Below are 8,052 nucleotides of genomic sequence, written 5' to 3' on the forward strand. Positions count from 1 at the left end.
GAGTTAGACATCCCACCCGATAGCAGTTGAATTTCCAAAATGAGAATTGCTGCCTGTGGTAGGTTGAAATAGTTGCTAATTGCGATCGCTGACAACTGAGAGTTTGCCAAGGAGACTACCTGGCACTTGACGACCTTTGAGGGTGTAACTATAATGTAATTACATCCTGCTTTTCAAGCCATCCCAGCATGAGCAAAGTGATTAGAACCCGAATCGTTAAAATTGGCAACTCCCAAGGTGTGCGTATTCCTAAACTGCTTTTAGAGCAAAGTGGTATTCAGACAGACGTTGAAATCGAAGTGGAGGGCGATCATCTCACGATTCGCAACGCACGACGGTTACGCACAGGCTGGGAGCAAGCCTTTGCAGCAATGGCGAAAGAACAAGATGATGTTCTTCTCGATCCAGTCAACAGTACCGATTGGGAGCAAAGCGAATGGGAGTGGTAGCCAAGCGTTTCGATGTTTTTTTGGTTAATCTTGACCCCACAATTGGCAGTGAAATTCAGAAAACACGACGCTGTGTGATTATCTCACCGGATGAAATGAACGGTTATATTGCCACGGTGATTATTGCACCAATGACGACAAAAGGGAAAGCCTACCCGACGCGAATTGCCTGCCAGTTTCAGGGTAAGGAAGGGCAAATTGTTCTGGACCAAATCCGCACCATCGATAAAGCTCGATTGGTCAAAAAACTGGGTAAAATTAGTCCGGATGAGCAAAGAGGCGTTCTCAACACCTTGGCTGAGATGTTTTCCGAATGAGCCAAGGGACGGCGCGCTCGCTCTACCCTGATCTAATCCTAGGTCATCAGTGCGAGAATCCCAGAGAGGCTCTCTGATATGGTGGGCCTTGAGTATCCCGACATCTCGAACCGCTGGATTATAATACCTAATACTTGCTAAAATACAAAACCGAGGTCACACTGATCATTATTCAAAACCTTTGAACCATAATTTGGACAATGACGAGTACCCAACAACGCGCCGCCCTGCAACGCCAAATCTGGCAAATCGCCAATGATGTGCGCGGCTCAGTCGATGGCTGGGATTTTAAGCAATATGTACTCGGCACGCTGTTTTACCGTTTTATCAGTGAAAACTTTACTAGCTACGCGGAGGGCGACGATGACGGCATCGACTATGCCAAGCTGTCCGATAGTGATATTCCTGACGACTTCAAAGATGATGCCATCAAAACCAAAGGCTACTTTATTTATCCCAGCCAGTTGTTTGCTACGATCGCCGCTAGTGCAAACACTAACGAAAGCCTGAACACTGACCTAGCTGCGATTTTTGCGGCGATTGAAAGCTCTGCCAATGGCTACCCCTCCGAGCCAGATATCAAAGGGCTGTTTGCTGACTTTGACACCACCAGCAACCGCCTCGGCAACACGGTTAAAGATAAAAACCTGCGCTTGGCTGCGGTACTAAAAGGGTTGGCAGGGCTGGATTTTGGTGGTTTTGATGCCAGCCACATCGATCTGTTTGGCGATGCCTATGAGTTTCTGATCTCCAACTATGCCGCTAATGCGGGTAAATCGGGGGGCGAGTTTTTTACACCGCAGCAGGTTTCCCGGTTGATTGCCCAGCTTGCCATGCATCAGCAAACCAGTGTTAATAAAATTTATGACCCCGCCTGTGGTTCGGGTTCGCTGCTGTTGCAGGCTAAAAAGCATTTTGATGATCACCGGATTGAAGAAGGTTTTTATGGGCAGGAAATTAACCATACTAACTACAACTTGGCGCGGATGAATATGTTTTTGCATAACATCAATTACAACAAGTTTAATATTCAGTTGGGCAATACGTTAACTGACCCGCATTTTGGGGATGAGAAGCCCTTTGATGCGATCGTCTCTAACCCGCCCTATTCGGTGAAGTGGGTTGGGAGTGATCACCCGACCCTGATTAATGACGATCGCTTTGCGCCTGCGGGGGTGCTTGCGCCTAAGTCTAAGGCTGATTTTGCTTTTGTGCTGCATTGCTTGAGTTATTTATCTAGCAGTGGTCGCGCGGCGATCGTGTGCTTCCCTGGTATTTTTTACCGTGGCGGTGCGGAAGCCAAAATCAGAAAGTATCTGGTAGATAACAACTACGTTGAAACGGTGATTGCCCTCGCGCCTAATCTGTTTTTTGGTACTACGATCGCTGTGACGGTTTTGGTGCTATCTAAGGACAAGCCGGACTCTACCACCCAGTTTATTTATGCTAGTGGCTTGTTTAAAAAAGAAACGAATAATAACACCCTGACCGATGACCATATTGCGGAAATTATGGGGGTGTTTGATAGCAAAGAAAACGTTGATCACTTTGCCCGATCAGTGCCTTTTGAAGAGATTGCCGCTAATGATTACAATCTGTCGGTTAGTAGCTATGTGGAAGCCAAGGATACTCGCGAAAAAGTTGATATTACCCAGCTTAATGCTGAGTTAAAAACTACTGTGGCGAAGATTGATCGCTTGCGGGCTGAGATTGATGCGATCGTGGCGGAGATTGAAGGATGAATTTTCTGGAAAAGCTATTGGATGGCGTTGAGGTGGAGTGGAAACTGTTAGGTGACGTGGCGCAATATTCACCAACGCGAGTTGATTCCTCTAAACTCGATGCGACCTCGTTCGTGGGAGTGGACAATCTTGTCGCTGATAAAGGTGGGCGTGTTGATGCAAGCTATTTTCCTAACACTGACCGTTTGACATCATATGAGCCAGGAGACATCCTCCTCGGCAATATTCGCCCATATCTCAAGAAAGTGTGGAAGGCAACCAATTCAGGTGGTTGTAGTGGTGACGTTCTTGCGGTACGAATTTTAGGTCAGTGTAAAAAAAATGTTAGTGCGGATTTTCTCTACTATCTATTGTCATCAGATGAATTTTTTTTGTACAACATGCAGCACGCGAAAGGCGCAAAGATGCCACGCGGAAACAAAGCAGCAATTTTGAATTATCAAATCCCTATCCCGTGCCCGGACAACCCCGAAAAATCGCTGGCTATTCAAGCCTAAATCGTGCGGATCTTGGACACTTTTACAGCACTGACCGCCGAACTGACCGCCGAACTGACCGCCGAACTGACCGTCCGCCAAAAACAATACAACTACTACCGCGATCAGTTGTTGACCTTTGAAGAAGGTGAAGTGGAGTGGAAGCCTTTGGGGGAGATTGGGGAGTTTATTCGCGGAAAACGTTTCACCAAGGCAGATTACGTGGATGACGGCATACCAGCTATTCACTACGGCGAAATTTACACACACTATGGAGTTGCAGCCTCGCATACGCTATCACAGGTTCGCGCTGAAATGGCAGCATCCTTATGCTATGCAGAACCGGGCGATGTTGTAATGACAGGTGTGGGTGAAACTGTTGAAGATGTTGGTAAGGCTGTTGCATGGATAGGAAGTGAAAAAGTAGCTATTCACGATGATAGTTGGGCTTTTCGTCATTCAATTAATCCAAAATTTGTGTCCTATGTGATGCAAACAACTGCATTTATAAATGAGAAGGCAAAACATGTATCTAGTGGAAAAGTTAATCGGTTATTAATTAATGGAATTAAAAAAGTCCCAATCCCAATCCCATACCCAAACGATCCTAAAAAATCGCTCGAAGAACAAGCCCACATTGTCGCCATCCTCGACAAATTCGACACCCTTACCCATTCCATTAGCGAAGGCTTGCCCCATGAAATTGCCTGGCGCCAAAAGCAATACGAATATTACCGCGACTTACTGCTCACCTTTCCCAAAAAGGAGGAGAAACAATGCGCAAGCGACTAACTTCTAAAGTTAAGCACTTGCATAGGCGTTAAACGCCCTTGCTCTGTCTTGTCAAAATCTTTATCAAAACTCACAATAGTAGCCTCCTCAAGCTCGCCAGCAGCATATTGGTAGGCATCATCAAAATCGAGACTAAAGCGATCCATTATTTCTACAACTCTCCTCATTTTGTTGGTAGGAATGCTCGCCAGTAGAACATTAGAGTCAATCAAAACATCATCCACAAATTTTACAAAAACATCTCTTTGCTTTAGCCGATTGCAAATCACTCCAATGGAATGCAAGGTAAAATCAGTCATACATATATCAGACGGCGAGAGCGTATTAAGTAACTCCGCAACAACTTCTGCCTCTTCTTGCCCCAACAAACGTTCTAGCCAAATGTTCGTATCTAGAAGAAACACTAGCCATTTCTCCATTCAACGGAAAGATGCTGTAGCTCAACGGATGTGTAACCATCTGCTTTTAGCATTCCTGCCCAATCTTGCCGTAATTTAGTCTTGCCATTTTTAGCAAAAGGAGCACTCGCCAAATCAACACTTGATGATTTAGGTAAAGGTTGAGAGGATATATACTTCTGTTTCAAAAAAATGATGAGGCTGACTACTTGGTTTTGTGCTTCAGCAGGCAAAGACAAAAAATCATCTAGAATTTCTTGATTTGTCATGGTTATACCGTCTAAACAGAACAACACATTTTTCATTGGGTCTGTCTATTATACCAATTTATTTTAGAAGCCGAGTTTGAATTTGTCCCGTAGTCTGTGGAATAGATGCTAAGGATTGTGTTGCCAATGGTGTTACAAGTTAAAGTAAGGGAAAGACTAGCAGAGTAAACGTTTTTGGAGGACAAGAAACAATGACCCACTACAACACCATTGCCGAATCCAATAACTTTATCATTCTGGATCAATACACCAAAATACCGCAGAGCGATAGTTACCAAAGCGAAAGCGATTTACAGCGCGAATTTATTCGGGATTTAGTTAATCAAGGCTATCATTACCTGCCTAAATTAACCAACCCGCAAGCCATGTTACCCAACGTGCGCGAGCAGTTGCATACCCTCAATCATGTGCAGTTTACCGATAGCGAATGGCAGCGCTTTGTAGAAACCTTTTTAGATAAACCCGGCGACAGCATTATTGATAAAACCCGCAAAATCCATGAAAACTATATCCATGATTTTGTATTTGATGATGGTCGCATTCAAAACATCTACCTGCTGGACAAAAAGAACCTTCCCCGCAACAAAGTACAAGTGATCGAACAATTTGAACAAAAGGGGACCCAAGCCAACCGCTACGATGTCACCATCTTAGTCAACGGCTTGCCCCTCGTGCAAATCGAACTCAAAAAACGCGGCGTGGCAATTCGTGAAGCCTTTAACCAAATCCATCGCTACAGCAAAGAAAGCTTTAACGCCGAACATTCCCTCTATAAATATTTGCAACTGTTTGTTATTTCCAACCGAACCAATACCCGCTACTTTGCCAACACCACCCAGCGCAATAAAAATAGCTTTGACTTCACCATGCACTGGGCGAAAGCGGATAACACCCTGATTAAAGACCTGAAAGACTTTACCGCCACCTTTTTTGAGAAAAACACCCTCCTCAGTGTCCTGTTGAAGTATTCCGTGTTTGATGTAAATAACACCTTGCTGGTGATGCGCCCCTACCAGATTGCGGCCACCGAGCGCATTTTATGGAAAATCAACAGCGCCTACCAAGCCAAACACTGGATCCGTCTTGAGGGCGGCGGCTGTATCTGGCACACCACAGGCTCCGGCAAAACCCTAACCAGCTTCAAAGCCGCGCGGCTGGCGACGGAGCTAGATTTTATCGACAAAGTGTTTTTTGTGGTTGATCGCAAAGACCTCGACTACCAAACCATGAAAGAATATCAACGCTTTTCGCCCGATAGCGTGAATGGCTCTGACAGCACTGCGGGGCTGAAGCGTAATCTGGAGAAAGATGACAATAAAATCATCGTTACCACGATCGACAAACTCAATAACCTGATGAAAACCGAAAGCGACCTAGCCATCTATAAAAAGCAAGTCGTGTTTATTTTTGATGAATGCCACCGCAGCCAGTTTGGTGAGGCGCAGAAGAACTTACGGAAAAAATTTAAACGGTTTTATCAGTTTGGATTCACTGGCACGCCCATTTTTCCGCAAAACGCCCTGGGCGCAGACACCACCGCCAGCGTCTTTGGTCGTGAATTGCATTCCTATGTAATCACGGACGCGATCCGTGATGAAAAAGTGCTGAAGTTCAAGGTGGACTACAACGATGTTCGTCCCAAGTTCAAAGCGATTGAAACGGAGCAAGACCAGCAAAAACTGAGCGCCGCCGAAAACAAACAAGCCCTGTTACACCCCGATCGCATCCGCGAAATTGCCCAATACATCCTCAGTAACTTTCGCCAAAAAACCCACCGCTTGCAAGCAGGCGGCAAAGGCTTTAATGCCCTCTTTGCTGTCAGCAGTGTGGACGCAGCCAAGCTGTATTATGAAGCCTTTAAACAATTGTAAAAAGATCATGATCGCCCCCTTAAAATTGCTACCATTTTCTCCTTCGCCGCCAATGAAGAACAAGCAACCGTGGGTGAAATTTCGGATGAAAGCTTCGACGTATCCGCCATGAACAGCAGCGCCAAAGAATTTTTAAGTGCGGCAATTAGCGACTATAACGCCCTGTTCAAAACTAACTTCAGCGTCGATAGCAACGGTTTTCAAAACTACTACCGCGATTTAGCTAAGCAAGTCAAAGCCAAAGAAATCGACCTGCTGATCGTGGTGGGGATGTTCCTAACAGGATTTGATGCGCCGACCCTCAATACCCTATTTGTAGACAAAAACCTGCGCTATCACGGGTTACTACAAGCCTATTCCCGCACCAACCGCATTTATGATGCCACCAAAACCTTTGGCAATATCGTCACCTTCCGCAATTTAGAACAAGCCACCATTGACACCATTACCCTATTTGGCGATAAAAACACCAAAAACGTGGTGCTGGAAAAAAGCTATCAGGAATATATGGGCGGCTTTACCGATGTGGTCACGGGTGAAGCACGGCGTGGCTTTATCGAGGTGGTGGCAGAATTAGAACAGCGTTTTCCCAACCCCGACGAAATTGTCTTAGAAAAAGACAAAAAAGACTTTGCCAAGCTGTTTGGTGAATATTTGCGGGTTGAAAATGTGCTGCAAAACTACGATGAATTTGCCAACCTAAAAGCCTTGCAGCAGGTCGATACAAATGACCCAGCAGCGGTTGAAGCCTTTAAAGCAGACCACTATTTAAGTGATGAAGACCTGACAGCCCTGCAAGCCATCAAGATTCCTACCGAGCGCACCATTCAAGATTACCGTTCCACCTACAACGATATCCGCGACTGGCTACGCCAAGCAAAAGTAAGCCGCGAAAAAGAAACCTCTACCATCGACTGGGATGACGTGGTGTTTGAAGTAGATTTGCTGAAATCCCAAGAGATCAACCTAGATTACATTCTTGAGCTAATTTTTCAGCAGAATAAGAAGAATAAAAGTAAGGATGAATTGATCCAAGAAGTGCGCCGCTTGATTCGGGCTAGCTTGGGCAATCGAGCGAAAGAGAGCCTGATTGTGGATTTTATCAATCAAACTAATCTCGATGAGATGGCCGATAAAGCCAGCATCATTGATACGTTCTTCCAATTTGCCCAAGCCGAGCAAGCCCGCGAAGCAGAGGAATTGATTCGTTCAGAGGGCTTGAATGAGGCAGAAGCCAAGCGCTATATCAGTGCCTCACTAAAACGCGAGTTTGCCAGCGAGAATGGGACTGAGTTAAATTCAACACTGCCTAAAATGAGTCCGCTTAATCCACAATACAAAACCAAAAAGCAGAGCGTTTTCCAGAAAATCTCGGCGTTTGTTGAGAAGTTTAAAGACGTAGGCGGGCAGATTTAGGACTGCCCATGCACGAAAAAACGATGAGGATTGGAGATTTGCAACAAGTTTGGTACACAGTTTTACCCACTTGGACTCTCTATACAGAAGATTTTGGGTATTCAGATATTGATGGGCTAAAAAATTGTCAATCCTTGGCTGAGATGTTTTTCCAATGAGCCAAGGGACGGCGCGATCGCTCTACCCTCATCACCCAAACCCCAACGGCGCGATCGCTCCTTACCCCGACGATAAACGATGCTTTAGGCAGTATGCTAAACTAAAAGTGTGCGAGACGTTCAGGCATGAAATAGGGTTGCAATACCCGAAATAACCGCCTGGG

11 protein-coding genes and 1 pseudogene are annotated in these 8,052 nt (G+C 45.5%); 10 read left to right on the plus strand and 2 right to left on the minus strand.

All coding sequences use genetic code 11. From position 1 onward, the window contains the following. Positions 1-188: 188 nt before the first annotated feature. The 5 genes from P5674_RS21855 to P5674_RS21875 all read left to right on the plus strand — a co-directional run bounded on the left by P5674_RS21855 (position 189) and on the right by P5674_RS21875 (position 3,776). A complete protein-coding gene (locus P5674_RS21855) occupies positions 189-449 on the plus strand; it encodes an AbrB/MazE/SpoVT family DNA-binding domain-containing protein (protein WP_006616960.1) in 261 nt (86 codons plus the stop codon). Continuing rightward, positions 437-766: a type II toxin-antitoxin system PemK/MazF family toxin gene (locus P5674_RS21860; RefSeq protein ID WP_014276147.1), complete on the plus strand. Its 330-nt coding sequence runs from the start codon at positions 437-439 to the stop codon at positions 764-766. Before P5674_RS21855 ends, P5674_RS21860 begins: the two co-directional genes overlap by 13 nt. A 200-nt stretch (positions 767-966) precedes the next feature. Next, positions 967-2,508, plus strand: a complete 1,542-nt coding sequence (locus P5674_RS21865) for a type I restriction-modification system subunit M (RefSeq protein ID WP_006616962.1) — start codon at positions 967-969, stop codon at positions 2,506-2,508. After that, entirely contained in the window at positions 2,505-3,005 is a 501-nt protein-coding gene (locus P5674_RS21870) for a restriction endonuclease subunit S (RefSeq protein ID WP_006616963.1), read from the plus strand. Before P5674_RS21865 ends, P5674_RS21870 begins: the two co-directional genes overlap by 4 nt. A gap of 3 nt (positions 3,006-3,008) precedes the next feature. After that, entirely contained in the window at positions 3,009-3,776 is a 768-nt protein-coding gene (locus tag P5674_RS21875; RefSeq protein ID WP_014276146.1) for a restriction endonuclease subunit S, read from the plus strand. Here P5674_RS21875 and P5674_RS21880 read toward each other — a convergent pair. Next, entirely contained in the window at positions 3,773-4,180 is a 408-nt protein-coding gene (locus P5674_RS21880) for a PIN domain-containing protein (protein ID WP_231851966.1), read from the minus strand. The genes P5674_RS21875 and P5674_RS21880 overlap by 4 nt on opposite strands. Further along, a complete protein-coding gene (locus P5674_RS21885) occupies positions 4,180-4,443 on the minus strand; it encodes a DUF2281 domain-containing protein (RefSeq protein ID WP_231851965.1) in 264 nt (87 codons plus the stop codon). The genes P5674_RS21880 and P5674_RS21885 overlap by 1 nt, the downstream gene beginning before the upstream one ends. A gap of 191 nt (positions 4,444-4,634) precedes the next feature. On the opposite strand from P5674_RS21885, the gene P5674_RS21890 reads away from it, so the two are divergent. From P5674_RS21890 to P5674_RS21905, 5 genes and pseudogenes are all read left to right on the plus strand, one after another. Further along, entirely contained in the window at positions 4,635-6,314 is a 1,680-nt protein-coding gene (locus P5674_RS21890) for an HsdR family type I site-specific deoxyribonuclease (RefSeq protein ID WP_006616967.1), read from the plus strand. An 18-nt stretch (positions 6,315-6,332) separates the two neighbouring features. Then, a pseudogene (locus P5674_RS26695) lies at positions 6,333-6,722 on the plus strand (type I restriction enzyme subunit R domain-containing protein); the annotation flags it as partial. A gap of 36 nt (positions 6,723-6,758) precedes the next feature. Further along, positions 6,759-7,730: a type I restriction endonuclease subunit R, EcoR124 family gene (locus tag P5674_RS21895; RefSeq protein WP_373869270.1), complete on the plus strand. Its 972-nt coding sequence runs from the start codon at positions 6,759-6,761 to the stop codon at positions 7,728-7,730. An 8-nt stretch (positions 7,731-7,738) separates the two neighbouring features. Beyond that, positions 7,739-7,888 (plus strand): hypothetical protein, encoded by a 150-nt coding sequence (locus P5674_RS21900; RefSeq protein ID WP_014276144.1) that lies wholly within the window; start codon positions 7,739-7,741, stop codon positions 7,886-7,888. Further along, entirely contained in the window at positions 7,885-8,043 is a 159-nt protein-coding gene (locus P5674_RS21905) for a hypothetical protein (protein ID WP_162270039.1), read from the plus strand. The genes P5674_RS21900 and P5674_RS21905 overlap by 4 nt, the downstream gene beginning before the upstream one ends. Positions 8,044-8,052: the final 9 nt, after the last annotated feature.

This window comes from Limnospira sp. PMC 289.06 (assembly GCF_032350395.1).
Classification (GTDB): Bacteria; Cyanobacteriota; Cyanobacteriia; order Cyanobacteriales; family Microcoleaceae; genus Limnospira; species Limnospira platensis.